Origin of the sequence: Hoeflea sp. Naph1 (genome assembly GCF_046837775.1) — a bacterium.
GTDB lineage: Bacteria > Pseudomonadota > Alphaproteobacteria > Rhizobiales > Rhizobiaceae > Hoeflea.
In genome coordinates, this window is the sequence record NZ_CP177286.1 from 1,108,023 (window position 1) to 1,131,406 (window position 23,384).

The window sequence follows — 23,384 nt, forward strand, 5'->3', positions numbered from 1 at the left end:
CAACAAAAACCGGCCCGGGGCATGCCACCCGGGCCGGGATTCTGGGGATAAGGAGCTTGCGCCCCGGTCTATTCGATGATCAGCCGCTTCAGCAGCTCGATCTCGTGGCCCAGCTTGGTGTCGCCATTGATCAGTTCTTCGATCTTGCGCACCGCATGCAGCACGGTGGTGTGGTCGCGGCCGCCGAAGCGCCGGCCGATTTCCGGAAACGAGCGCGGTGTCATGGTCTTGGCCAGATACATGGCAATCTGCCGCGGCTTGACGATGACCCGGGTGCGCCGGTCTGACACCAGTTCCTGGCGCGTGACATTGTAATGACGCGACACCACCCGCTGGATGTCCTCGATCCGCACCCGCTTCGGCTCGCCTGCATTGACCAGATGGCCAAGCAACTGGTCCACCCGCTCGATCGACAGGTTTGGCTCGAAGCTGAGCCGGAACAGGAGCTGGTTGAACGCCCCCTCAAGCTCCCGCCCGCTTGAGGTGATGTTCTGGGCGACATGGGCGAGGATTTCCTCGCTGATGTCGAGTGTGGCATCCTCGGCCTGCGCCGCGGCAAGCCGTTGGCGCAGCATTTCCAGTCGCATCTCGTAGGCAGGCGCCTCGATCTCGATCGCCACGCCGCCCTGTAGCCGCGAGCGCACCCGCGGATCGAGCGATTCCAGCTCCCATGGCGCCCGGTCCGCAGCCACCACCACCTGGCGGGCTGAATCGAGCAGCATGTTGAGCAGATGGCAGAATTCATGCTGGATCGACTTGCCCTGCAGGAACTGCATGTCGTCGATCACCAGAAGGTCGATATTGCGCAGCGATTCCTTGAACGACAGCGCGTCATTGTCGCGGATCGCGGTGGCGAAACGCCACATGAAATATTCAGCCGTCAGATAGACAACTCGTGGATTGCGGGCATGGCTGCTTGCCGCCGCGGCGACCGCCTGCAAAAGGTGGGTCTTGCCCAGGCCGACATTGGAATGGATGAACAGCGGGTTGAACCGCACTGAACCGGTGCCGGCTTCGGCGATCGTCTTGGCCGCAGCCAGCGCCACCCGGTTGGATGAGCCCTCGACATAGCTGTCAAAGGTGCAGCGCGGGTCGAGCGGCGAGCCGATCACCGCATTGGCCGCATGCTGACCCTTTGATTGTGCCGAAAAATGTGCGTTCACGCTCTTGAACGAAACTGCCTGCTCCTTGCGGGGCACTGTCGGCGTCGACTCGGCCTGAATCCGGGTGGTTACCGCCGGCGCTTCGCCGACACGGTTGGCACGGGTTGCCGACCGCACCACGATCTCCACCTTGAGAATGCCCGGATCCTCTTCGCGGAACAATGCGCTGATCTGGTCGAGATATTTGTTGTTGATCCAGGATTTCAGGAATGCTGTCGGCACTGACAGCCTCACCACGCTCTTGGATGCTGACTGGAGCTTCAGTCGACCAAACCAGCTGGTGAAAACCTCAGGTCCGACCTGCGCCTTCAACCGTGCTGTAACCCGGTCGAATGTCTCGTTGCTCTTGGTCATGTCCGCCCCTTGTTTGGCCGTCGGGCAAACTTCGCCGCCAAGCGGTTGGGTGCTGTTCTTGTTGTCGCCCCATTGTGCCGCTTTTTGCGTCGTCATCATTTGTGCTTGCATCGCCGCCGTAACCCCTGTTGCCGCATCAAGACCGGAATCATTCCGGCCCCCTGTTTTTGAAGCGGGCCTTGCCCACTTCCTTCCGTCTCATTCGCTGCGGATGCCCCCGCTTGACGATCTCCTTCGTTATAGTCCCGTGGCGGCCTCGTAACGCCATCAGGACATGCCTTCCCCGTTCTGCCGAAACCGGAGTTTCGTCAGTCAAGGCTCCGCGCTCGGCAGCTAGCCGATTCAACCGGAGGTTTATTTTGAATTGGCTCGGTAGGAGTACCGGGCACCAAGGAACAGGGTGGAAAGTCAGCTGCTAATGATGCAGCCTCGCATCCTTGGAACCGCCCGGTCCCTCGCCCCTTGTCGATTGCATTTAGGCAGGATGAGACGGGCAGATCAAGCGGCTTATTTACGAATAATTCACACATTGGGGCTTGACTCGGAAAGGTGCAAAAAAGGTCGTTAGAGGCCTTCGTGAACAGGCAATTGGATTCATTGCCTTTTCGTGGCTTCGCGCTTTTTGGAGTCGGTCAGGAATCGGTGAGCAGCTAAATCTGGGACTTGACAGGACTCTCGCCGATTCGTTTGGCCGCGCGGAGTCGAGATTCGCGTACCTTCCGTAACATTCTGAAATATATGCATAATTCATGCGAACGTGACGGAACCGTGACGATGTCGGATTGGCGCGTTGTGGACCAGCGCGCAAGTCCTTGTCGACAAAAACAAAAAAAAGCCCGGACAGGCCGGGCTTTTAGTCGACTAACGAATTTTTTGGCTGGATTAGGCAGAAATTGCCTTCACCCGACCGGCCAGTCGCGAAACCTTGCGAGATGCCGTATTGGCGTGAAACACGCCCTTGCCTGCGGCGCGCATCAGCTCGGGCTGTGCTGCCTTCAGGGCTGCTGCGGCGGCGGTCTTGTCGCCGGCGCTGATGGCTTCCTCAACGGTGCGGAGAAAGCCGCGAACCCGTGAACGGCGCGCCTTGTTGGTGTCAGTGCGGCGGGCAATCTTGCGGGTCGCCTTTTTCGCCGAAGTTGTATTGGCCATGAATGCCTCTCAGTTGTCACTAGCGTCAGTCCGCCCGAAAAGCGCCCCTTGCGGGACTCGTCGCTTTGCAGTCCGGAATGCGAAAAAACCACGGCAACCCCGAAAGCTGCCATTCGATGGCGGGCCTATACCGGTAATCGCGGTCTTCGTCAACGCGAAAATGGTGCCGGCCTGCCTGTGTTGCGCCGGAAAAGCGACAGCATTCCCGGCGCCGATGGCTCAGCGATGCTTGAACTGCGCCTTGCGCTTCTCGATGAAGGCGCCCATGCCTTCCTTCTGGTCTTCGGTGGCAAACAGCGAATGAAACAGTCGCCGCTCGAACCGCAGGCCTTCGGCAAGCGTCATCTCGTCGGCCCGGTTGACCGATTCCTTGACCATCATCGCCACCGGCAGCGAGAAGCCGGCGATCTTTTCGGCAGCCTTCAGCGCGGTGGCAAGCAATTCGTCAGCCGGCACCACCCGGGCGACCAGGCCGGAACGCTCGGCTTCCTCGGCATCCATCATCCGCCCGGTCAGGCACAGATCCATGGCCTTGGCCTTGCCGACCGCGCGGGCCAGCCGCTGGGTGCCGCCCATGCCGGGGATCACGCCCAGGGTAATTTCCGGCTGGCCGAACTTGGCGGTGTCGGCGGCGATGATGAAATCACACATCATGGCGAGCTCGCAGCCGCCCCCCAGCGCATAACCGGCCACCGCCGCAATCAACGGCTTGCGGGTGTTGGCCACCGCACTCCAGCCCTCGAACAAGTCTTCGAGATAGGCGCTGACATAATCCTCGGGCTGCATTTCCTTGATGTCGGCGCCAGCGGCAAAAGCCTTTTCCGAGCCGGTCAACACGATCGCGCCGATTTTGTCGTCGGCGCTGAAATGGGCCAGCGTCTCGCGCAGTTCGCCCAGCAGCTCCGAATTGAGTGCGTTGAGTGCGTCAGGCCGGTTGAGGGTGACGATGGCCACCCGGCCACGTGTTTCTGTCTTCAGTGTCTTGAGCGCCATCGCGTCTCTCCTTTTCCACCCGATTGCGGGATCAGTGTTTCTGGCAGCGCGGACACAGGAATGTCGAGCGGCCACCTTGCACGATCCGGCGGACCGTATCGCCACAGCCGGGCCGGGGGCAAGCCTTTCCCTCACGGTCGTAGACTGAAAATCCGTGCTGGAAGTAGCCCATCGTTCCGTCCGTCTGGATGTGGTCGCGCAGCGACGAGCCACCCGCCGCGATCGCCTCGCTGATCACCGTGCGGATGTCAGTTGTCAACCGTTCGAGATCCTTGCGCGGCCGGCCGCTCTTGCCCACCAGCCGCCCGGCCGGCTTGAGCGGCGACAGCCCGGCACGCCACAGCGCCTCGCATACATAGATGTTGCCGAGCCCGGCGATCACCCGCTGGTCAAGCAGTGCCGCCTTGAGTGGCGCCGCCTTGCCTGAAAGCCGGTCAGCCAGCGTTTGTGCGTCAAGGCTGTTGCCGGTCGGCTCGACGCCGAGACTGCGGAACCAGGGATGTTCGGCCAGTGTAGCCCGCGCGATCAGGTCCATATAGCCGAACCGTCGCGGGTCGTTGTAGATCACCCGCGCCCGTCCCGCCGGCCCGTCCATGTGAAACACCACATGGTCATGCCGGCCGTCCTTGGAGCGGGGATGGTGAAACACACCCGGCTTGAGTTCCTGCGCGCCGTCGGGTTCGATCCGGAACGAGCCCGACATGCCGAGATGGCTCACCAGCGCCATGCCGTCATCAAGTTCGGCGATCAGGTATTTCGCCCGGCGCCCGAGCGAGACCACCCGCCGGCCTTCCAGCCGTCTGGCAAAATCTTCGGGAAAGGCAAAGCGCAAATCGGCCCGCCGCTGCTCGATGCGGGTGAACCGGGCATCCTCCATCACCGGCTGCAGGCCACGGCGGACAGTTTCGACTTCGGGCAACTCGGGCAAACTGGTCTCCTGGCTCGCAAGCGGGTGGTGGATCGGGCGCAGCGCGGCAATCTGCCGGTGGCGTTGTCGCGGTCTCTCCCCTATAAAGCGGCGCGCTGGGCAACAGTCCAGAGCCGATTATTCGAACGATGCTTCAGATAGCGCGGAGCCGACCTATCCGCTATGGTCGCCATCTTCAAAGCTGCAACGGGCGGCCGGTTGGCCCGGCACGGTGTGGTGGTGGCCAGATACAGGAATGAACGATGTCCGATCAACGCGTCTTCGCACAAGGCGGAATGCAGACCAGTTACGGGTTCCGCACCGTCGCCGACGGTGAAAAGCAGACCCTTGTCAATGATGTCTTCCACAAGGTGGCCAAGCGCTACGACATCATGAACGATGTGATGTCGGCGGGCATGCACCGGGTCTGGAAGAACGCCATGATCGCCAGCCTCAATCCGCCACGGCGCCCGGGCTTTCGGTTTCTCGACGTGGCCGGCGGCACCGGCGACATTGCCTTCCGTATTGTCGAGGCCTCCGACCGCCAGGCCACCGGCACGGTTCTCGACATCAACGGCTCGATGCTCGCCGTCGGGGCTGACCGCGCCATCAAGAATGGCTATGCCGACAATCTTGATTTTGTTGAAGCCAACGCCGAGGAGCTGCCTTTCGAGGATAACAGTTTCGACGCCTATACCATCGCCTTCGGTATTCGCAACGTGCCCGATATCGACAAGGCGCTGCGCGAAGCGTACCGGGTTCTCCGCCGTGGCGGCCGCTTCCTCTGCCTGGAATTTTCCGAGGTTGAAATGCCGGTGCTCGACCGCGTCTATGACGCCTGGTCGTTCAACGGTATCCCGGCCATGGGCAAGGCGATTGCCGGTGACTCCGAGCCCTATCAATATCTGGTCGAATCGATCCGCAAGTTTCCGCGCCAGCGCGATTTCGCAGCAATGATCGAGCGTGCCGGTTTTGCCCGCGTTGGCTACACCAATTACACCGGCGGCGTCGCAGCGCTGCACTCGGGCTGGAAGATCTGATCGACATGGCAAGCCTTGGCACCTATTTGCGCCTGATGCGGGCGGGCCTGATCCTTGTGCGCGAAGGCGTAGTCTCCTCGTTGCCGGTGGATGAAATGCCGGCCTCGCTGCGTTTCGGCCACAAGCTTGCAGGGCTGCTCGCCAAGCGTCGCGCCAAAAGCGCCGAGCGCACTGACAGGCTGGCCCGCGCGGTCGAACGGCTCGGCCCCTCCTGGGTCAAGCTCGGTCAGTTTCTCGCCACCCGCCCCGATGTGGTCGGCGCCGACATCGCCGATGATCTGGCTGGCCTGCAGGACCGGATGGCGACCTTTCCCGAAGCGCTGGCGCGCCAGGCCATCAAGGCTTCGCTCGGACGCACCATCGACGATCTATTTTCCCGTTTCGACCCGCCGATCGCCGCCGCCTCCATTGCCCAGGTGCATCCCGCCGAGGTCAGCGACCAGAACGGTACCCGTCAGGTCGCCGTCAAGGTGATCCGGCCCGGCGTACGCCAGCGCTTCAAGCACGATCTCGAGGCCTTCTACCTGGTCTCCGAATTGCAGGAACGCTTTATCCCCGCTTCGCGCAGGCTGCGCCCGGTGGAAATCACCAAGACGCTGGAACAGACCACCCGCATCGAGATGGACCTCAGGCTCGAGGCTGCAGCACTTTCGGAGATGGCCGACAACACCCGGGACGATCCAGGCTTCCGCGTGCCCGCAGTCGACTGGGAGCGCACCGGCCGCGACGTGGTCACCATGGAATGGATCGACGGCATCAAGATGAGCAACGTCGCGGGCTTGCGCGCCGCCGGACATGATCTTGATGCGATTGCCGACACGCTGATCCAGTCGTTTCTGCGCCATACACTGCGGGACGGTTTTTTCCATGCCGACATGCACCAGGGCAACCTGTTCGTCGATCCCGCCGGCATGGTTGTTGCCGTCGACATGGGCATCGTCGGCAGGCTCGGCAAAAAGGAGCGCCGCTTCCTTGCCGAAATCCTCTACGGTTTCATCACTCGCGATTATCAGCGCGTCGCAGATGTGCATTTCGAGGCCGGTTACGTGCCGGCCGAGCACAACGCCGCGAGTTTCGCCCAGGCGATCCGCGCTATTGGCGAGCCGATCCATGGCCAGCCCGCCGAAACCATCTCGATGGCGCGATTGCTCACGCTTTTGTTCGAGGTCACCGAATTGTTCGATATGCAGACCCGACCCGAACTGGTGATGCTGCAAAAGACCATGGTGGTGGTCGAGGGAGTGGCCCGCACACTCAATCCCAAATTCAACATGTGGAAGGCGGCCGAACCGGTGGTTGGCGACTGGATTCGCGACAATCTCGGCCCCAAGCGGTTCGCCGTCGACATCAAGGCCGGCGCCATCGCAGCGTTGAGGCTGGCCGAGCAACTGCCCGATCTCGCCGCCCGCGCCGACCGTCTTGCCGGTGATGTCAGCGACATGGCCGCGCACGGACTGCGCTTTGATGCCGCCACCTCGGAAGCCATCGGCAAGGCCGAAGCGCGCCACACCCGCTCCGGCCGGTTGGCATTGTGGATCATCGCCGCTGCATCAGTATGGGGGGCTTTGGCGATTCATCCGCTATGGTAGCTGGATGATCACCTATCGCCCGATTTCGCTTGATGACCACGACGCCCAACCGCTCTCCGATGAAGCCTGGGGCGACGGCTATCCGTTCGTGGAAAGAATGCTGCATGACTGGAAGTCCGGCGCCAACCGCTTTGACGGACCCGGTGAGCGGCTGATCGGCGCTTTCGATGATGACAAACTGATTGGTTTCTGCGGCCTCAACCGCGATCCCTATCTGAGCGAAAATGCCGGACGCATCCGCCACCTCTATGTCAGTCTTAGCCATCGTCACCGAGGCATCGCCCGGGCGCTGGAAGCCCGGACGCTCGATGGCGCCGAGGCCTGGTTTCCCCGCATTCGCCTGCGTGCCACGCCCCAATCTCGGAAATTTTATGAGCGTCTCGGTTTTGTGCAGGTGGACGAGCCTGAGGCGACGCATTCAAAACCGTTGCGGTGAGCGTCAAGGCCTCCCGCAGCGTCAGTGCTCGGTCTCGCATTGGCCATGGTCGGCCAGAACCTCGATGATCCGGCAATTGCAGATACGGCCATGGCCGCATTCCGACACCATCCGCTTCAATTCGCTGCGCAGTGCCTGAAGCCGCTTGATGCGTTGATCAATTTCCGCCAGGTGATTGCGGGCAATGCTGTCTACCTGGTGGCAAGATGCCTGTGGTTCCGCCGTCATCGCCAGCAGTTCGCGAATGTCGTCGATCTCGAAGCCCAGTTCGCGAGCATGGCGGATGAAATTGAGCCGGTCCAGGTCGGCGCGTTCGTAGCGTCTCTGGTTGCCTTCGGTCCGCGCGGCCGCTGCCAGCAGGCCGATCTGCTCGTAATAACGGATCGTCGGGATCTTGACCCTCGACCGCTTGGCCAGTTCGCCGATTGAAATATTCATCTTTTTTCTCTTGAACCTATAGTGACTAGAGATTGTAGCATGGCCTGACATAGACGAAAGGGCCTCAAATGACAGCTAATATTGCCAGTAAGACCCGCTATCGCATCGGCGGAATGGATTGCGCCTCCTGTGGCGCCAAGGTTCAAAATGCCGTTGCCAGGCTCGACGGAGTCACCGCCGTTGATGTTTCGGTCAGCAACGGCACCATGAGCGTGTCCCACGATGGTCCGGCGCCGTCAGCCGCCATCACCCGCTCGGTCAAATGGCTTGGTTATTCGATCGCACCCGCCGATACGCCGGGAGATGCCTCCGATGGTGACCCCAAGGGGGCTGCGGATTCGCATTTCGAACTGGGCGAAGGCGCGTGGTGGTCGAGCCGCAAGGCGGTCCTGACATGGGCCTGTGGCGCGGCGCTGGCGGCTGCCTATCTCGCCGGGCAGGTGATGCCCGCCATCGGCCATTGGGCCTTTATCGCAGCCATGGCCGTCGGCCTCGTGCCCATTGCCTGGCGCGCCATTGCCGCCGCACTCACCGGAACGCCGTTCTCGATTGAAACGCTGATGAGCATTGCCGCCATTGGCGCGATCTTCATCGGCGCCACCGAAGAGGCGGCAATTGTCGTTTTGCTGTTCCTGGTTGGCGAATTGCTTGAGGGCGTGGCCGCAAGCCGGGCCCGGGCGAGTATCCAGGGACTAACGGCGCTGGTGCCCAAAACCGCGCTGGTCGAAGTTAATGGCGTAACCACCGAAGTGCAGGCGGCAACCCTTGTTGTCGGCGCCACCATTCTGGTCCGTCCGGGTGACCGGATCCCGGCCGATGGCGAGATTATCGACGGGCAAAGCTCGATCGACGAGGCGCCGGTGACTGGTGAGAGCGTGCCCAGACGCAAAGGCCCCGGCGAGCCCGTCTTTGCCGGCACCATCAACACCGATGCCGTGCTGCGCATCAGGGTCACGGCAGCAGCCAGCGACAACACCATTGCCCGCATCGTCAAGCTGGTCGAGCGGGCCCAGGAGAGCAAGGCCCCGACCGAACGGTTCATTGACCGGTTTTCGCGCGTCTACACGCCCGGCGTTCTGGTTGTCGGCGCGCTGGTCGCCATCCTCCCGCCGCTGTTTTTGGGGGCGGCCTGGTCCGAATGGATCTACAAGGGTCTGGCGATCCTGCTAATCGGGTGTCCCTGTGCACTGGTGATCTCGACACCCGCGGCCATCGCCGCAGGCCTCTCGGCCGGTGCCCGGCGTGGTCTGCTGCTTAAGGGCGGCGCCGTGCTCGAAGCGCTGCGCGATATCGACATGGTGGCGCTCGACAAGACCGGCACGCTCACCGAAGGCAAACCGGTGGTAACCGATATCGTCGCCTATGGCCGTAGCGAACAGAAGCTGTTGTCACTGGCCGCAGCACTCGAGACCGGATCGAGCCATCCTCTGGCCCTCGCCATTCTTGCCCGGGCCAAGGCCGACAAGGCGCCTGTGCCCCCGGCTGCCAACGCAAAGGCTGTACCCGGCAAGGGCGTGTCGGGCGCGGTTGGCGGGGAGGCGGTTTATCTCGCTTCGGCGCGGGCCGCCGCGGAAAAGGCAGTCCTGACCGACGCACAAAAATCCTGCATCGATGCTTTCAACGATGACGGCAAAACCGTCTCAGTGCTGCTTGTTGACGATGCCGTGGTGGGCTTGTTGGCCATTCGTGACGAACCGCGCACTGACGCCATCGTGGGCCTTGAAGCGCTCCGGGCAGCGGGCATCGGCCTGGTTATGCTGACCGGCGACAACCGCCGCACCGCGGCTGCCATCGGCAAGAGCCTCGATATTGACGTGCAGGCCGAATTGCTGCCCGAAGACAAGCAGCGCATTGTCCGCGAATTGCAGGCCGAGGGCAGAAAAGTTGCCAAGATCGGCGACGGTATCAATGACGCGCCGGCCTTGGCTGCCGCCGATATAGGCATTGCCATGGGCGGCGGCACCGATGTGGCGCTGGAAACCGCCGATGCGGCGATCCTGCATGGGCGCGTCGCCGACATCGCCAACATGATCAGCCTGTCGCACCAGGTCATGGCCAATATCCGGCAGAACATCACCATCGCGCTGGGGCTCAAGGGCGTGTTCCTAGTGACAACCATCCTTGGCTACACCGGCCTCTGGCCTGCCATTCTGGCAGATACCGGTGCCACCGTGATCGTCACCCTCAACGCCCTGCGGCTGCTCGGTATTCGTTTTGACAAGGGGGCAGCCGCAACACGGTAAGCCTCTGCCTTTTGTGCGGATGGCTGACCGCAGGCATTCCCGCTCGTCATTTTTTGATTGCAATGATTGCAACTATTGCTCTATCTTGATTGCAATGAAATCATGATGTACCTGCGAGAGAGCCCATGGCCAGTCTAACAATTCGCAATCTGGACGAATCTGCCAAGCAGATGCTGCGCGAGCGAGCCGCCAGAAACGGTCGCTCAATGGAAGAGGAGATGCGCTCTATCCTGGCCGGGTTGGAGGCTGGTCCCGATACGCTGGCTTCTGGAACCAGAGCCGCGCCAGTACCGCTCGCGCCAAGCGCTGCCGAACGCCAGACGCTTGCCGGCAAACGCATCCTGCTGATCATCTCCGGCGGCATTGCCGCCTACAAATCGCTCGATCTGATCCGCCGCCTGCGTGAGCGCGGCGCGCAGGTCCGGCCGTTGATGACGGTCGCCGCACAGGAGTTCGTCACACTGCTGGCCGTCGGCGCGCTCGCCGCCGATCACGTCTATACCGATCTGTTTTCCCGCGAGGACGAGCAGGATGTCGGCCATATCCGCCTGGCGCGCGATTGCGACCTGATCTGCGTCGCACCCGCCACCGCCGATCTGATGGCAAAGATGGCGGGCGGCATGGCAAATGATCTCGCTTCCACCGTGCTGCTTGCCACCACCCAGCCGGTGCTGGTCGCACCTGCCATGAACCCGGCGATGTGGGCGCACAAGGCCACCCGCCGCAATGTCGAGACGCTCGGGCGGGACGGCATCCACTTCATCGGCCCGATGGCCGGCGAAATGGCCGAATCAGGCGAGGCCGGCAAGGGCCGCATGGCCGAGCCGCTGCAGATCGTCGCCGGCATAGAGGCGCTGTTGGACAACAGCCCCAAGCCGCTCGCCGGCAGGCGCGCCATCGTCACCTCCGGGCCGACCCACGAGCCGATCGACCCGGTGCGTTACATCGCCAACCGGTCTTCGGGCAAGCAGGGCCACGCCATCGCTGGCGCACTCGCCCGGCTAGGTGCCGAGGTGACGCTGGTCTCAGGCCCGGTCACCATTGCCGATCCCGCCGGCGTCACGGTCATCCGGGTCGAAAGTGCGGCCAACATGCTCGAAGCTGTCACCGCGGCCTTGCCTGCCGACATTGCCGTCTTTGTCGCCGCCGTTGCCGATTGGCGGGTGGCAACTTCCGCCGCAAACAAGATCAAGAAGAAGGAAGGCGAGGGGCCGGCGCCGCTGCAGCTCATGGAAAACCCCGATATTCTCAAGACCATCGGCCACCATGCCGACCGCCCGCACCTCGTCGTCGGCTTCGCCGCCGAAACCGCCGACGTGGTCTCGAACGCGCAGGCCAAGCTCGCCCGCAAGGGCGCTGATTTCATCGTCGCCAACGACGTCTCCCCCGCCACCGGCATCATGGGCGGCGACCGCAACCGCGTCCGCATCGTCTCAAGCGATGGCGTCGAGGACTGGCCGGACCTGAGCAAGGGTGAGGTTGCTGAGCGGCTGGCAAAGAGAATCGCCGAGAGTATGGCCCGCAAGCAGTAGATAAGGTCTTTAACTAAAGGAACTACGACAGTCTGCGTGGCGAACAAAGCGACAGTGGCTTTGAACTGCACAAATGTATCGAATGGGCGGGAAGCGGAAGTTCGCTGTGTTGGCAACGAATAGCTGCTTCCAAGTCCAGACGAGCTCAACCGAAGCCCATTCTTTCAACCTCTTGTCAATGCAATTTTGCTGCACCTGACCTGAGAACCAGCTCCCGAATGCAGCCAGTCATACGCTCCGTACAAGATTCGCGAATGTGAGCTTTTCTGTTGCCAAGACGCAGATAACACGCGCGCAATCGGGCCAGCGTCGCAATTCGGATTTGCAAAGGCTGCTTCGCAGCGGGTCGCTTCAAGCCGGGCCAACTGTACCGGCTTTGCAAGATAGCGCATGGACTCCATGATGCTCTGTTCAAAGCATACAAAAGTGTGAAAGCCGCTGCATCTACTCATCTACTAATCCAGTCTATGGTATTGAGCTTCTATAAGATCAGCCTGACCTGCAGCGGCCGTATCGCCACCGAAGTTCTGGTGTACCGCAATGGCATAGGGATAGCGCACGGGGGACAGGGCTGCCGCGATGGCGCGGTAGATTTCAATATCTTCTCCAAGAATTGCATCCCCCCAAATCGGCGCTTTGCCCGCCGTTAGGATCAACATCGCATCGCTTGCCGCAATGGTGACGTCGGCAGGCAGATCAAAGGTTTTTGGCAGGCGATCAAGATACTCTGGCCCAATGAAAGTGCGCCAACCGATGTCGGCAATGCCGGGCTGCATATCGCCGGTATAGGGCATTGCCGAATGGGCGCGCCGCAAACCGCAGGATGGCATATCAAGCGTGTGCAAAAGAGCCGTTTTATAGCGCGTGGAAAGGCGCGGCAGCAGCCAATTGAGACTGTCATGGGCCGGGGGCAGGAAAAAGCCAAAACCCTGAGCCGCACAGATCATCGGAGCCGTGGCCAAATCGTCCGCGATTTCATCTGCAAAGCCAAGTAAACTGGGCGCATCTGGGGAGACGGAAATTTCCACCATCGTTTGATCATCGTAGCGCTGCTCAAGGCGAAACCACGGTATTGCGGGGGGAAGCTCTTCGGTATTGATCGAACCAAGGCGCACGCCTGCGCCAGAATCCAACCGGTCCGGCGCACCGATCCAGTTACGGAGGTCTTTAAGCGCCTTTGGTGTAACCTTCGAAGGCTTGCCGGAACGGCCCACAAGACGCCTGGATATCAGCCCCAAATCGTCGCCAAACCGCGCGACAAACGCCTCAAACATCGCGCCAACTGCCGCCGCAACCCGCGGATCATCCGGCGGGCCATCCAGGTAGGCAAGCGTGCGAAACGCGGGTAAAGCCGCTATTTCATCGCCATAAAACAGCGGATCCGGCATTCGAACTCTATCTCATTTCTTGCAAGAAAGCCCCGATACCATTGCTGGTTTTGGCAGTTTTCACGATCACATTTCCTCGCTGTATTTTTGACCCTTTTGAGGTGGTTTTCCAGCCGGTTTTTCCCGGATTTCCTCCTGCTTATTCGCCTTTTGCCGATCATCCCGATATCCAGTGTCGAAATGAACCAACTTGAAGTCGTAGGTGTCTTTCACTGCGCCATCGGCATTTTGTGCGGCAACAGCTATCAACCGATGATGTTCCTTGAACTGAAGAATGTTGGACCTGCCACTCGGTGCGGATGACACGACCGGCAGCAATGGGCGGTAAGTGGCCCCGACAAATACAGTATGGAAGTCGGAGCAGGGCTTGAAGCCGCCATTGACCACTACGCATCCATGCAGCCTGCCCTGCCTCTCACGCCACCTCCGCAACCTTCACCGCATCCACCCGCAGCGGTGAAAACCGCGCTGAGGAAATGCCGCCGGCGCTGAGGGTAACGATGCTGCCGGCCGGGATCTCGTGCCACTTGGTGCTGGCGTCGGTGAAGGGTTCGGAGACCAGGCAGTGGCCCGCATTGCTGCATGTCGGGGCGGAGTAAAGCGACGGGGCATGGGCATCGGTGGCATAACGGATCGCATAGAGCGTCTCGCCATCGGAGAACGCCGCGGTGAAGCGCACCAGCTCGCGCACCCCGGCCCGCGCAGCCTCTGCCAACGCAAACCGGATCGCCGCGCCGAAAGCCCCGGCCGGGTCGGTCTCGAGCCCGAATTCGAGTGCCAGCAGGAACAAGAGTTCCGAATCGGTGGCCCCGTGGCGGGCCCGGTAGAGCCGGTCCGAAAGCGCGGCTTCCATCGGTCGGCGGATCTGCTCGAAACCGGCAATCTGGCCATTGTGCATGAACGACCAGGCGCCATGCACGAACGGGTGGCAATTGTCGCGGCTGGTGGCGCCGCCGGTCGAAGCCCGCACATGCGCCAGAAACAGCCGTGAGCGGATCTGCCGCGCCAGGGATTTCAGATTGCAGTCCGACCAGGCAGGCAGCACGTCGCGATAGAGCCCCGGCTCGGTATGCTCGCCATACCAAGCGATGCCGAAGCCGTCGCCATTGGTGGCGGTCTTGGCTTCTGTCGCCTGGTGGGATTGTTCGATCAGCGAATGCCCCGGCGCGGAGACGATCTGTTCCAGCGGGATTGGTGTTCCACGATAGGCGGCCCAACGACACATGATCTGCTACTTGCTCCGGTTGTGCATCCGGTGATGCATGTCGTTGATCATACGACTTGCAGTTTTCTCAAAGGTGAACGGCAGGATCGCGTGCACCAGCGCGCAGAAGCCGGCGGCAAACAAGGTGCCGGCAAATTTTCCGGCAAACAGCAAATGTTCGAAATAGGTCTCGTCGACCGATTGCGGGTGCTCGGTAAACAGCCGGATGATGGGTGTGGCCATGGTGTTGTCCCTCCTTGGTGTCCGTTGGAGAGAGAATAACCCGCTCAAGGAGTGAAAATGTCCCGAATGTCCTTATCTCAAACTACAAATTGGGATATATATCCGGAATGCACCAGATTGACGATATGGATGTCCGAATTCTCAGCCAGTTGCAGCGCGACGGCACGCTGTCGGTCGATTCGCTGTCGGAGCGGGTCAACCTGTCGCGCAATGCCTGCTGGCGCCGGGTAAAACTCATGGAGGAGCGTGGCCTGATCAAGGATCGGGTCGCCATTCTCGACGCGGAAGCCGCCGGTTGCGGCTTGTCGGTGTTCGTTTTTGTCCGCGCTGCCAGCCACGATCCGGACTGGCTCAAGCAGTTCCGCGAGGCGGTCGGCGCGTTCCCGGAAATCGTCGGCGTCTACCGCACCTCGGGCGATCTCGATTACGTGCTCCGCGCCCGGGTTGCCGACGTCAAGGCCTATGACCGGCTCTACCAGCGGCTGATCGCCCGGGTCCCGCTCGCCGATGTCTCCGCCTCCTTCGTCATGGAAGAGATCAAGGAGACAACCGCGATCCCGCTCTCCGGATTGGGGCGCAGCGCGCCGGTACAGCGCGCTATTTGTTTTTCACCCGGTCAACCGCAAGATTGATCGACGCCATCCGCGCCTCGACCTGTTCGAGATCCGCGGTGCCGCGGCCGGTCTGGCGTTCGAGTTCGAACTTCATGTCGCTGAGCCGGGAAAGTTTTTCTTTCTGCGTCAGGGTTTGATGTGCATACACGTCTTCGGGTGTCTTGATGGTCGGATCGGTTTGGCTGGTCATTGCTTTCTCCCTTTGCTGTTGAGAGGCCAACGCGGGCCGGCGCTTCCGGGTTCCGCGCCATCGGCGACCGGTTTCGTCTCCCGCCAGTGAACAGTGCGTTCTGTTTGGCCTACTTATTGTGAACGCCACAAACAGCTATCTATGGGGTAACTTCAACACTGCCGGCCGGCATTGCCGAGCCCGCTATCGAGGAGACTGCCATGTCCATCAGACCAGTCCGCCATCTATCCACCGCTGTGCCGCATCTTGAAGGTGCCGGCGTGCATCTCCAGCGCGCTTTCGGCTTCGACGATCCGTCGCTCACCGATCCGTTCCTGCTGTTTGACGATTTCCGCAATGAACGCCCCGAAAACTATGTGAAGGGCTTTCCCTGGCACCCGCATCGCGGCATCGAAACCATCACCTATGTGCTGGCCGGCACCGTCGATCATGGTGACAGCCTTGGCAACACCGGCTCGCTCGGTGCCGGTGACGTGCAATGGATGACCGCCGGTCGCGGCATCATGCACCAGGAAATGCCCAAGGGTGACGAGAATGGCCGCATGCACGGCTTTCAGCTCTGGGCCAACCTTCCGGCCTCGATGAAGATGACCGAGCCGCGCTACCAGGACGTCACCTCTGCCGACATTCCGGTCGAGGTCGATGACGACGGCACCGCCGCCCGCATCATCTGCGGCGAGTTCTGGGGCAAGCGCGGTCCGGTCGATGGCATCGCCGCCGAGCCGTCCTATGTCGACATCTCGGTGCCGCCGGGCAAGAAGAAGACCTTCAAGGTCGATGCCTACCGCTCGGCGTTTGCCTATATCTTCGCCGGCTCCGGCACGTTCCGCGATGCTTCCAAACCCTTTGGCATCCTCGTTGAAAAGGAAGTCGAAGGCGAGGAAATCCAGATCCGCGACATGTCGGGCGACCGCACTTTGGTGGTGTTTGATACCGGCGACGAGATCACCGTTCAGGCCGGAGACGAAGGCATCCGCTTCCTGCTGGTCTCGGGCAAGCCGATCAAGGAGCCGGTGGCCTGGCACGGCCCGATCGTCATGAACACCCGCGCCGAGCTGATCCAGGCGGTGACCGAATTGCAAAACGGCACCTTCATCAAGCCGGTGCAATAGGTGCTATTGGCTTGTCATTGCCGACTGAAAGATGCCGGGATCCGTCCCGGCATTTTTGTGTATGCGGGCTTGGGTCGTTATAAGGGATCAGCCGCATTCGCTTGATGGCAGCGTTGTCGCCACCGTTGTCACTTGGGCTACGCACAGCGTTTGATCTGCCACATATCGACAGGTCAGCAGCACTGTTAATGTCCCGGCAAACAAACAGAAAGACCGCGTCATGGACAGATCCGTACTCGAAGACATTCAAGACCGGCTGCGCGCCACCCGCCAGGAGCTGGAGCAGGAGCTCGACCGGCAATTGGAGGCCCGGCGCGAACAATTCCGTTATCGGCTGCACCGCGGCAAGGTGCGGTTTGATCGCGAGTTTCAAGCCCTGCAGAAAACCTACCGTGTCGGCCTGTGGCGTTACCTCACCGGCGCCCGCATTGCCACCGTTCTGACCGCACCGATCATTTATGGCGTAGCCATCCCGATCGCCTTTCTGGATCTATCGGTAACGATCTACCAGCACATCTGCTTTCGGGTTTATGGCATTGAACTGGTCCGGCGCTCTGATTACGTCGTCATCGACCGCCACATGCTCGCCTATCTCAATCTGATCGAGAAATTCAATTGCGTCTATTGCGGTTACGGCAATGGCGTCATCGCCTATGCGCGCGAGATTGCCGGCCGCACGGAAGCCTATTGGTGTCCGATCAAGCACGCCCAGCGGGTGGTCGATCCGCATGCCTCTTTCGCCAGTTTCATGGAATTCGGCGATGCTGAAACCTATCGCGACTGGCTCGCCAACGGCCGCAAGCACGGCCCCACCAAACCCGATTCAAGCCTCTAGAAAGCTTCCTTCGGGCACGTCTTTCGTGAGTAAATTATTGCAGCCACGAAGGCGGCCATGCCCAATCTTACAGCCATTGGCACGCTGCGCGATGAAAACCACGACGTCACACCCGGCTGAGACCCGTTCGGCGCATGCCGGTTTGTCCGGACACCGAAATGGAAATTAGCTCGATGCCTGCCATGTGGGTGAGGCTAAGTTTCCCAGTGCGGCTTCCCGTTGGCGCGCCGGTCACACGCCCTTGTACATATAGGTGGTCGCATGCTGTGAGCGCCCGTCCGGATCAAGCGCAAAGCCGGGGATCATGCCGGCGGTCTTGAACCCTGCCGCCCGGTACAGCGGCTCGGCGCTGTCGCCGCTTCGGGTATCAAGCGTGATCAGGCTCTTGCCCGCGGCGCGTGCCTCGGCGTCGAGGGCCTGCATCAGCACCCGGCCAATCCCCCTGCGCCGTGCTGCGGGCGCCACCATCATCTTGGCAACTTCGCAGCGGTGCGGCTGGTTGGGCGGCAGCGTCACGATCAATTGCACCGATCCCACCGTGTCACCATCCAGTCGGGCAACCAGCAATCGCCGCCGCCCGGCGCGCACCTCGGGAAAAACCTGGCTGGTGAAGAAGGCAAGCCCGTCAGCCACGCTGAACGGCTGCATGTAGCCGATCGCAGCCCCCGCTTCGACCGTGTCCGCCATGATCCGGGCGAGCGCTGGCGCGTGGGCGTCGAGGTCGTCAGGGCCGAGCGAAAGGATGGAGATGTCGGTCATCATCGATCTCACACAAGAACTATCAGATAGGAGGCTGGCTGATCGCCGGTTTGAAAGCGCGATGCGCCGTGGAGCTGGTAGCGCAGGCAATCGCCTGCCTCGAGCACATGGACCTCGTCACCCAGCGTCACGGCAAGCACGCCCGACAACATCACCAGATGGTGCTCGTGGCCTGCTACCGAGGGCGCCTCATAGGTAATCCTCTGGTCTGGTGAAAGCGCGCACGCCACCACTTCCGCCGACAGCCCACCGCTGGGTGGCGACACCATCCTGCGGGTAAATCCGTGCGCAGGGTCTTCCCAAAGGCTTTGCTGGTTGCGCCGCACCAGCGGTTGAAAAGGCGTCTCCACCGGCGCCAGCAATTGCGAGATGCTCATTTGAAAAGCGGCCGACAGACTGCCCAGCGTTTCTGCCGTGGGGCTGACCTCGGCGTTTTCGATGCGCGACAGGGTTGAGCGGCTGACCGTGCTCTTCTCCGCCAGATCCTGCAAAGACCAGCCACGCGCCATTCGCACCTGTTTGATCCGCTCGGCCAGCCTGTTGTTGAGATTTGGCAATTCATAATCCCACATACGAGAGAAAATCCCATATACAGGATGATGCAATTATTTCGTGTAATCAAGCCTCAACCGGCAGCGCTCAGCGCGCTGTGACCCTCTGGGGCGGGTTGCAGCTGTGTCAACTTCAATCAAACCAGGTGCTTAGGCAGATCCTGTAAGATGCGTCGCCGTGCCGATTTGTTGCCGGCACGACCCTGCCTCACACCAGTGTCTGGAAGATTACGCCTGACACAATCGCGCCGGCAACACCAAGCCCGATATAGGCAGCGAACACCGGTTTTTTGACCAGCGACCAGACCGCCGCCATCGCTGGCACCGAGCTGACCGCACCGGAGATCATGAAAGCCATCGCCGCGCCATTGCTCATGCCCTGGTCGATCAGGCCTGCCAGCAGCGGCGGCGCCACATAGGAGTTGAGATAGGCAGGCATACCGACAAGCGCGGCAATCCCGATCGGTACGATGCCTTCGCCGCCCACCAGCCCGGCAATTGCCGAGGCCGGAACATAGGTAACCAGCAGCGCCTCCAGCACATAGGCCAGCGCCAGCCATTTGATCAGGAAGATGCCGTTGGCAATAAGTTCGGCCCTGAATGTCTCGCGGCGCTCCTGCGTTTGCCAGAACCGCCAGACCGGTTTGCCGGTAAACGGGTCCGGGCCGCAGCCGCAGCGCGACTGTTTGATTGGCCTCAAAGGCTCGGCAAACCAGCCCGCCCCCATCGCTGCCTTGATTGCAAAGCCGCCGAACAGGCCAAGTGCCACCGCAGACACCGCCTTGCCGATGGCAAACGGCCACCCCAGGGCTGCCGCCGTGATCAGCAACGTCGGCGGGTCGATCAGCGGCGACGACAGCCAGAACGCCATCACCGCCGACAGCGGCGCGCCCAGCGCCAGCAGCCCGGCAATGAAAGGGATCACTTCGCAGGAGCAAAACGGCGCCAACCCGCCAAACATCGCCGCCATCAGGATCATCCGGGTTTCCCGTCCCTTGAAAGCCTCGGCGATGACGGTTTCCGCGCCCGCCGCCTTCAGTCCGGCAATCAGCAGCACCGCGAAGACGATGTAGGGCAAGGTGTTCAGCAGCGCCGAAACGGCAAAGCGGACAACCGGCATAAACCGCGTGGCGTCTGCAACCAGAACCGCCAGCAGCATCAGTGCGATGAATGCCCAGGGAGTAAACAGCCAGGCCTTGAGGTCGCGTCCGATGGGCCGGGTATTGTCGGCAATATCGGTCATGGCCGGGTCTCCGCGTCGCTGCAGCAGTTTTCGAGAATGAACCCGGCCAGCAAATTCAGATGATCGAAATTCGCGGTGTTCATGATCACGCGGCCCTGCTTGTGCTGGACAATAAGGTTGGCGGCGCTGAGGAATTTGAGATGGTGGGCGAGGGTGGACGCAGTGATGCCGGTGCGTTCCTGGATCTCGCCGACCCGCAAGCCTGCATTGCCGGCGCGGACCAGCGCCTGCAGCACTTCGAGCCGTGATTCCGAGCCCATCGCCGAAAAACCTTGTGCCGCTTCGATCGCATCCATGGTTTCATCTTTCCTTTAATTCGATAAAACTAGTTATATGGAAATAAATTGAGAATCAAGACCCGACCGGAATTCCCGCAGACGTTTGAACTGGTGTGGTGAAAACTCGTTAATCAGCGGCTGCTACACAGAACTGGAACCGGAGCCGTCATTTTGAGCAAAAGCCTCTTTCTGTCCCGCAAGTCAGGTGACAGCCCGCAAGCCTTCAAGCTCGCCGACTTGCTCGGCGCGCTCAGCTATGCGCTGGATTTGACCGAAGGCCAGCCGGCAGGCCATTGCATGCGCTGCTGCTGGATCGGCACACGCATTGGCGAGGCGATGAACCTGCCCGATGAGGCGCTCAGCGATCTTTATTATACGCTGCTGCTCAAGGATCTGGGCTGCTCCAGCAACGCGGCGCGGATCTGTGAGCTGTTCCTGACCGACGACATTTCCTTCAAGCGCGATTTCAAGACCATCGACACCAGCATGAGCGCGGCGCTGCGCTTTGTCTTCGCCAGGACCGGGCTCGAATCCGGTCTCAGCGAGCGGATCCGGGCACTGGTCAATGTCATCCAGAAGGGTGGCAAGGTCACCCGCGAACTGATGGAAACCCGCTGCCATCGCGGCGCCGATATCGCTGCACGCATGCACTTCTCACAAACCGTGCAGAACGGCATTCTGGCGCTCGATGAACATTGGGACGGCTCCGGCCTGCCGCTAGGGCTCAAACATCAGGAGATACCGGCGATTGCCAACATCGCCCTGCTGGCCCAGGTGGTTGATGTATTCTATACGGAAAACGATGCTGAAACCGCCCTCAAGGAGGTTTCCGCGCGTTCCGGCAGCTGGTTCGATCCAGCCCTTGTTACGGCGTTTTCCAGCGCACAGCGATCGACTGATTTCTGGCCGGTCCTGACTTCACATGATCTTGCGGCGCAGGTTTTCGCGATGAAGCCGGCACAGCAATCCGGGTCGGTCGACGAGGACTTCCTCGACGACATTGCCGCTGCCTTTGCCGATGTGGTTGACGCAAAGAGCCCGTTTACTGCCGACCATTCCAACCGCGTCACGCTCTACACCGACATGATTGCCGAGGAGATGGGGTTGGGGCAGGCGCATCGTCGCTGGCTCAGGCGCGCCGCCCTGCTGCATGATCTCGGCAAACTCGCCGTTTCCAACCAGATCCTGGACAAGCCCGGCAAGCTCGATGCCGATGAATGGGTGGCGATCAAGAGCCATCCCGGCCACAGCGAGACTATCCTCGCCCGCGTCAGTGCCTTTGCCGACATCGCCCCGATCGCCGCCGCCCATCACGAGCGGCTTGATGGCAAGGGCTATCCCTACGGGCTTGCGGGCGAAGCGATCTGTCTCGAGGCGCGAATCCTCACCGTCGCCGATGTGTTCGACGCGCTCTCGGCCGAGCGCCCCTACCGTGCCGCCATGCCGATCGCCAAGGCGCTTGCAATCCTCGATCACGACGCCGGCACGGCCTTCGATCCTGACTGCATCGCCGCCCTCAAATCCGGTCTCGCCAAACTCCAGCGCGCATCCGAGGCGGCCTGAGCCGCCCCATCTACCTCGATTGCAGCCCTTCTGTTTGAAATGCGTACCCCCGGGGCATCGTCCGGAATACGAAGGACGCCCGGGAGTTTTGATCATCGTTACATCATTGCGGCGGGTTTCCTGATCTGGGTCATCAGATCGTCGTTCCACTCGCCTTCAACCTGGAAATGCGCCGCTGCCCCCTTCTGGAATGCCTCGATCAGGTTGTGATTGACGTAGGCGTAGAGCCCCGGCTGCCTGAACGTGTAGACAGCCGCCCCTGCAGAACCGCCGGCAATGAACCAGGTTTCAAGCCCGGATTGCGGCGCATCCGCGAAAGATCCGGAGCCCCAGACATGGTCACCGTGACCGCCGATCAGATGCGGCCGGGTGTCGCGGTTGGCCTGGGCGTGAATGATCAGCACGGTTTCACCGACATTGGCTTTCATGGCCTTGTCGCCGGTCAGTGCCCCGACGGCGCCGTTGAACACGACGTGGCTGGGCGTCAGCGTTGCTGCGGCGGTGAGGAAATCGGCAAAATCCTCGCCCGGCGTCTCGTAGCTGAGATACTCGCCGTCCTCGTTCTTGGAGATGTAATAGTCCTGCTCGCCGACATAATAGGCCCGGTCATAGGTTATCGGCTTGCCATGCCCATCCTTCAGCCCGTCGCGCGGCAGCACCATGATGGCGCCGTTCATGCCGTGGGTGATGTGGTAGGGCACCATCATGCCGCCGGGGGCGCAATGGTAGACGAACACGCCGGGCTTGATCGCCTTGAAGCGGAACGTGGCTTCCTCGCCGGGGGCCACCAGCGACAGATCGCCGCCGCCCATTGCGCCGGTTGCCGCGTGGAAATCGATATTGTGCTCCATCGTGCTGGTGGCAGGGTTGGCCAGCGTCAGTTCGATGTAATCGCCTTCATGCACGACGATCATCGGGCCGGGCACCGAGCCGTTGAAGGTCAGCGCCCAGATCTCGGTGTCCTCGTCATCGATGATCATCTTCTTTTCTTCGATATCGAAGCGCACCACGACAACCTTGGCGCCGCCAGTGGCAATCTGCTCGTGCTCGGGCAGGAAAGGCGGCTTGACCATTGCCTGCGTCACGCGCGGCAGGGTGTCGACGTCATCCTGGGTCATCGCCACGGCGCCGCTCACGCCACCTGTCACGCCATCCGTCAATGCCAGACCCGCGCCAATCGCGGCAGTCCAGGAAAGCATTTCTCTGCGGGAAAGTCCGGAATGTTTGGTTTTGTTGTCAGTCATCGTCTTTTTCCTGTGTGACACCATGCCCTCGCGGAATTGCTCGATCACGGTGAATTCAGAAAGTCCGGAAGGTTGCGCTGCCACCGGTGCGGCGGACGGCGCCAGCCTTGGCCACCGCGCGATCCGATCTTTGGACCGATGCTGCGGCAGCTGGGCTTGCTGAGCCAAACCAGCCCCAAGGGGTGTTGTTTGGCTGCCCGGAGCCTAGGCCCACCGGCGGCCCGCTCTTTGCGTTAGATCAAGGTAAATCGAGGTTTCCGGCCCTATCGGTAAAGGGTCTGCCAGGTGGCAAATGCACAGGTCCAATGCGGCCTGC

General features: G+C 61.3%; 24 protein-coding genes. 9 read left to right on the top strand and 15 right to left on the bottom strand.

The window, feature by feature from the left end; all coding sequences use genetic code 11:
- Positions 1-68: 68 nt before the first annotated feature.
- The 4 genes from dnaA to mutM all read right to left on the bottom strand — a co-directional run bounded on the left by dnaA (position 69) and on the right by mutM (position 4,587).
- On the bottom strand, positions 69-1,628 hold the full coding sequence (gene dnaA / locus ACK6D9_RS05235) for a chromosomal replication initiator protein DnaA (protein ID WP_322989127.1): 1,560 nt from the start codon (positions 1,626-1,628) through the stop codon (positions 69-71).
- Between the two features lie 771 nt (positions 1,629-2,399).
- Positions 2,400-2,666, bottom strand: a complete 267-nt coding sequence (gene rpsT / locus ACK6D9_RS05240) for a 30S ribosomal protein S20 (RefSeq protein ID WP_322989128.1) — start codon at positions 2,664-2,666, stop codon at positions 2,400-2,402.
- 219 nt (positions 2,667-2,885) lie between these two features.
- A complete protein-coding gene (locus ACK6D9_RS05245; RefSeq protein ID WP_412050897.1) occupies positions 2,886-3,659 on the bottom strand; it encodes an enoyl-CoA hydratase in 774 nt (257 codons plus the stop codon).
- A gap of 31 nt (positions 3,660-3,690) precedes the next feature.
- The gene (mutM, locus tag ACK6D9_RS05250; RefSeq protein ID WP_412050898.1) at positions 3,691-4,587 is read right to left on the bottom strand and encodes a bifunctional DNA-formamidopyrimidine glycosylase/DNA-(apurinic or apyrimidinic site) lyase; all 897 of its coding nucleotides are present in this window, start codon (positions 4,585-4,587) and stop codon (positions 3,691-3,693) included.
- A gap of 242 nt (positions 4,588-4,829) precedes the next feature.
- Here mutM and ubiE point away from each other — a divergent pair, with 242 nt between their 5' ends.
- From ubiE to ACK6D9_RS05265, 3 genes are read left to right on the top strand one after another with little or no spacing between them, the layout of a single operon-like run.
- Entirely contained in the window at positions 4,830-5,606 is a 777-nt protein-coding gene (ubiE, locus tag ACK6D9_RS05255; protein ID WP_412050899.1) for a bifunctional demethylmenaquinone methyltransferase/2-methoxy-6-polyprenyl-1,4-benzoquinol methylase UbiE, read from the top strand.
- Between the two features lie 5 nt (positions 5,607-5,611).
- Positions 5,612-7,195 (top strand): 2-polyprenylphenol 6-hydroxylase, encoded by a 1,584-nt coding sequence (gene ubiB, locus ACK6D9_RS05260; protein WP_412050900.1) that lies wholly within the window; start codon positions 5,612-5,614, stop codon positions 7,193-7,195.
- A 4-nt stretch (positions 7,196-7,199) separates the two neighbouring features.
- Entirely contained in the window at positions 7,200-7,631 is a 432-nt protein-coding gene (locus tag ACK6D9_RS05265; RefSeq protein WP_322989133.1) for a GNAT family N-acetyltransferase, read from the top strand.
- A gap of 21 nt (positions 7,632-7,652) precedes the next feature.
- Here the strand turns inward: ACK6D9_RS05265 and ACK6D9_RS05270 are convergent, their stop codons facing one another.
- Entirely contained in the window at positions 7,653-8,069 is a 417-nt protein-coding gene (locus ACK6D9_RS05270; protein WP_322989134.1) for a helix-turn-helix domain-containing protein, read from the bottom strand.
- 68 nt (positions 8,070-8,137) lie between these two features.
- Here ACK6D9_RS05270 and ACK6D9_RS05275 point away from each other — a divergent pair, with 68 nt between their 5' ends.
- Complete coding sequence (locus tag ACK6D9_RS05275) at positions 8,138-10,312, top strand: heavy metal translocating P-type ATPase (RefSeq protein WP_412050901.1); 2,175 nt, start codon at positions 8,138-8,140, stop codon at positions 10,310-10,312.
- 125 nt (positions 10,313-10,437) lie between these two features.
- Positions 10,438-11,844, top strand: coding sequence for a bifunctional phosphopantothenoylcysteine decarboxylase/phosphopantothenate--cysteine ligase CoaBC (gene coaBC, locus ACK6D9_RS05280; RefSeq protein ID WP_412050902.1), 1,407 nt, complete (start codon positions 10,438-10,440; stop codon positions 11,842-11,844).
- A gap of 455 nt (positions 11,845-12,299) precedes the next feature.
- Here coaBC and ACK6D9_RS05285 read toward each other — a convergent pair whose 3' ends face one another.
- The 4 genes from ACK6D9_RS05285 to ACK6D9_RS05300 form a co-directional block, all read right to left on the bottom strand.
- The gene (locus ACK6D9_RS05285) at positions 12,300-13,232 is read right to left on the bottom strand and encodes a hypothetical protein (protein ID WP_412050903.1); all 933 of its coding nucleotides are present in this window, start codon (positions 13,230-13,232) and stop codon (positions 12,300-12,302) included.
- A 66-nt stretch (positions 13,233-13,298) separates the two neighbouring features.
- Entirely contained in the window at positions 13,299-13,619 is a 321-nt protein-coding gene (locus ACK6D9_RS05290; RefSeq protein WP_412050904.1) for a hypothetical protein, read from the bottom strand.
- Between the two features lie 28 nt (positions 13,620-13,647).
- Positions 13,648-14,457 (bottom strand): class II glutamine amidotransferase, encoded by an 810-nt coding sequence (locus ACK6D9_RS05295; protein ID WP_412050905.1) that lies wholly within the window; start codon positions 14,455-14,457, stop codon positions 13,648-13,650.
- A 6-nt stretch (positions 14,458-14,463) separates the two neighbouring features.
- A complete protein-coding gene (locus ACK6D9_RS05300) occupies positions 14,464-14,679 on the bottom strand; it encodes a DUF6356 family protein (RefSeq protein ID WP_267654971.1) in 216 nt (71 codons plus the stop codon).
- Positions 14,680-14,786: 107 nt separating this feature from the next.
- On the opposite strand from ACK6D9_RS05300, the gene ACK6D9_RS05305 reads away from it, so the two are divergent.
- Positions 14,787-15,311: an Lrp/AsnC family transcriptional regulator gene (locus ACK6D9_RS05305; protein ID WP_412050906.1), complete on the top strand. Its 525-nt coding sequence runs from the start codon at positions 14,787-14,789 to the stop codon at positions 15,309-15,311.
- Here ACK6D9_RS05305 and ACK6D9_RS05310 read toward each other — a convergent pair.
- Positions 15,277-15,483: a hypothetical protein gene (locus ACK6D9_RS05310; protein WP_412050907.1), complete on the bottom strand. Its 207-nt coding sequence runs from the start codon at positions 15,481-15,483 to the stop codon at positions 15,277-15,279. The genes ACK6D9_RS05305 and ACK6D9_RS05310 overlap by 35 nt on opposite strands.
- Positions 15,484-15,683: 200 nt before the next feature.
- Between ACK6D9_RS05310 and ACK6D9_RS05315 the strand changes: the two genes are divergently transcribed.
- Positions 15,684-16,595: a pirin family protein gene (locus ACK6D9_RS05315; protein ID WP_412050908.1), complete on the top strand. Its 912-nt coding sequence runs from the start codon at positions 15,684-15,686 to the stop codon at positions 16,593-16,595.
- Positions 16,596-16,815: 220 nt separating this feature from the next.
- Entirely contained in the window at positions 16,816-17,430 is a 615-nt protein-coding gene (locus ACK6D9_RS05320; protein ID WP_412050909.1) for a hypothetical protein, read from the top strand.
- Positions 17,431-17,661: 231 nt separating this feature from the next.
- On the opposite strand, the gene ACK6D9_RS05325 is transcribed toward ACK6D9_RS05320, so the two are convergent.
- The 4 genes from ACK6D9_RS05325 to ACK6D9_RS05340 all read right to left on the bottom strand — a co-directional run bounded on the left by ACK6D9_RS05325 (position 17,662) and on the right by ACK6D9_RS05340 (position 20,279).
- On the bottom strand, positions 17,662-18,189 hold the full coding sequence (locus ACK6D9_RS05325) for a GNAT family N-acetyltransferase (RefSeq protein WP_322991021.1): 528 nt from the start codon (positions 18,187-18,189) through the stop codon (positions 17,662-17,664).
- Positions 18,190-18,197: 8 nt separating this feature from the next.
- Positions 18,198-18,746, bottom strand: coding sequence for a helix-turn-helix domain-containing protein (locus ACK6D9_RS05330; protein ID WP_412050910.1), 549 nt, complete (start codon positions 18,744-18,746; stop codon positions 18,198-18,200).
- Between the two features lie 202 nt (positions 18,747-18,948).
- Entirely contained in the window at positions 18,949-19,983 is a 1,035-nt protein-coding gene (locus tag ACK6D9_RS05335; protein WP_412050911.1) for a permease, read from the bottom strand.
- Positions 19,980-20,279: an ArsR/SmtB family transcription factor gene (locus ACK6D9_RS05340; RefSeq protein ID WP_412050912.1), complete on the bottom strand. Its 300-nt coding sequence runs from the start codon at positions 20,277-20,279 to the stop codon at positions 19,980-19,982. Before ACK6D9_RS05340 ends, ACK6D9_RS05335 begins: the two co-directional genes overlap by 4 nt.
- Positions 20,280-20,432: 153 nt before the next feature.
- On the opposite strand from ACK6D9_RS05340, the gene ACK6D9_RS05345 reads away from it, so the two are divergent.
- Positions 20,433-21,824, top strand: a complete 1,392-nt coding sequence (locus ACK6D9_RS05345; RefSeq protein WP_412050913.1) for an HD-GYP domain-containing protein — start codon at positions 20,433-20,435, stop codon at positions 21,822-21,824.
- Between the two features lie 98 nt (positions 21,825-21,922).
- On the opposite strand, the gene nirK is transcribed toward ACK6D9_RS05345, so the two are convergent.
- Positions 21,923-23,068 carry a copper-containing nitrite reductase gene (gene nirK, locus ACK6D9_RS05350; RefSeq protein ID WP_412050914.1) on the bottom strand — a complete coding sequence of 382 codons (1,146 nt, stop codon included), beginning with the start codon at positions 23,066-23,068 and terminating at the stop codon, positions 21,923-21,925.
- Positions 23,069-23,384: the final 316 nt, after the last annotated feature.

Excerpts from the sequence above, each read along its gene's own strand:
- dnaA (WP_322989127.1), bottom strand. The coding sequence starts at position 1,628 with ATGCAAGCACAAATGATGACGACGCAAAAAGCGGCACAATGGGGCGAC.
- rpsT (WP_322989128.1), bottom strand. The coding sequence starts at position 2,666 with ATGGCCAATACAACTTCGGCGAAAAAGGCGACCCGCAAGATTGCCCGC.
- ACK6D9_RS05245 (WP_412050897.1), bottom strand. The coding sequence starts at position 3,659 with ATGGCGCTCAAGACACTGAAGACAGAAACACGTGGCCGGGTGGCCATC.
- ubiE (WP_412050899.1), top strand. The coding sequence starts at position 4,830 with ATGTCCGATCAACGCGTCTTCGCACAAGGCGGAATGCAGACCAGTTAC.
- ubiB (WP_412050900.1), top strand. The coding sequence starts at position 5,612 with ATGGCAAGCCTTGGCACCTATTTGCGCCTGATGCGGGCGGGCCTGATC.
- ACK6D9_RS05265 (WP_322989133.1), top strand. The coding sequence starts at position 7,200 with ATGATCACCTATCGCCCGATTTCGCTTGATGACCACGACGCCCAACCG.
- ACK6D9_RS05270 (WP_322989134.1), bottom strand. The coding sequence starts at position 8,069 with ATGAATATTTCAATCGGCGAACTGGCCAAGCGGTCGAGGGTCAAGATC.
- ACK6D9_RS05275 (WP_412050901.1), top strand. The coding sequence starts at position 8,138 with ATGACAGCTAATATTGCCAGTAAGACCCGCTATCGCATCGGCGGAATG.
- coaBC (WP_412050902.1), top strand. The coding sequence starts at position 10,438 with ATGGCCAGTCTAACAATTCGCAATCTGGACGAATCTGCCAAGCAGATG.
- ACK6D9_RS05285 (WP_412050903.1), bottom strand. The coding sequence starts at position 13,232 with ATGCCGGATCCGCTGTTTTATGGCGATGAAATAGCGGCTTTACCCGCG.
- ACK6D9_RS05295 (WP_412050905.1), bottom strand. The coding sequence starts at position 14,457 with ATGTGTCGTTGGGCCGCCTATCGTGGAACACCAATCCCGCTGGAACAG.
- ACK6D9_RS05300 (WP_267654971.1), bottom strand. The coding sequence starts at position 14,679 with ATGGCCACACCCATCATCCGGCTGTTTACCGAGCACCCGCAATCGGTC.
- ACK6D9_RS05305 (WP_412050906.1), top strand. The coding sequence starts at position 14,787 with ATGCACCAGATTGACGATATGGATGTCCGAATTCTCAGCCAGTTGCAG.
- ACK6D9_RS05310 (WP_412050907.1), bottom strand. The coding sequence starts at position 15,483 with ATGACCAGCCAAACCGATCCGACCATCAAGACACCCGAAGACGTGTAT.
- ACK6D9_RS05315 (WP_412050908.1), top strand. The coding sequence starts at position 15,684 with ATGTCCATCAGACCAGTCCGCCATCTATCCACCGCTGTGCCGCATCTT.
- ACK6D9_RS05320 (WP_412050909.1), top strand. The coding sequence starts at position 16,816 with ATGGACAGATCCGTACTCGAAGACATTCAAGACCGGCTGCGCGCCACC.
- ACK6D9_RS05325 (WP_322991021.1), bottom strand. The coding sequence starts at position 18,189 with ATGACCGACATCTCCATCCTTTCGCTCGGCCCTGACGACCTCGACGCC.
- ACK6D9_RS05335 (WP_412050911.1), bottom strand. The coding sequence starts at position 19,983 with ATGACCGATATTGCCGACAATACCCGGCCCATCGGACGCGACCTCAAG.
- ACK6D9_RS05340 (WP_412050912.1), bottom strand. The coding sequence starts at position 20,279 with ATGGATGCGATCGAAGCGGCACAAGGTTTTTCGGCGATGGGCTCGGAA.
- nirK (WP_412050914.1), bottom strand. The coding sequence starts at position 23,068 with ATGACTGACAACAAAACCAAACATTCCGGACTTTCCCGCAGAGAAATG.